Source organism: Natronobiforma cellulositropha (genome assembly GCF_025629245.1).
GTDB lineage: Archaea > Halobacteriota > Halobacteria > Halobacteriales > Natrialbaceae > Natronobiforma > Natronobiforma cellulositropha.
Genome location: NZ_JANZXN010000034.1, coordinates 1 through 599 on the forward strand (window position 1 = coordinate 1; position 599 = coordinate 599).

At 54.4% G+C, this 599-nt stretch carries 1 protein-coding gene; it reads left to right on the forward strand.

The features are described 5' to 3' along the window. Window positions 1-577: IS5 family transposase (locus tag N0B15_RS15410; protein ID WP_263020609.1), on the forward strand; the 577-nt coding region annotated here is incomplete at its 5' end. Between the last annotated feature and the right edge of the window lie 22 nt (window positions 578-599).

Below are 599 nucleotides of genomic sequence, written 5' to 3' on the forward strand. Positions count from 1 at the left end.
TCAGCGACTCAAAATGCCGATCTGGCGCATCTTACTACGGCTGTCGGCGGAGCTGCACGACACCGGCGAGATCCAGGCAATCGACGCAACTGGCATGGATCGGATCTCGGCCAGCCAGCACTACGCCAAACGGACGAATTACACGTTTCGTGCGGTCAAGACGACTGTCTTGATCGATTGCGAGACTGGTGTGATTCTCGATATACACTGTTCGATGAAACAACCGCACGATTCCCAGATCGGCTGGCAACTACTCAAACGAAATATCGACAAGGTGAGCATTCTCACCGCCGACAAAGGATACGATTGGTGGTTACTCCGCCAGAAACTTCGCGCAGAGGGCGTGAAACCAGTGATCAAACATCGTGAGTTCGGCTGGAACGGCGTCGCAGGCAATGTGTTGATTGATGACACAACGTACCATCAGCGCTCGAACGTCGAATCGACGTTCTTCGCGCTTCGGCGCAAATACGGCGAGATCGTCCGTGCTCGAACCTGGTTTGGACAATTCCGCGAACTCGTCCTCAAGTGCGCCGTCAGAAACATCGAACTCGCGCTCGACCGCTCAAACCCATGAATTCAGGCGTCTAAACAAGGCC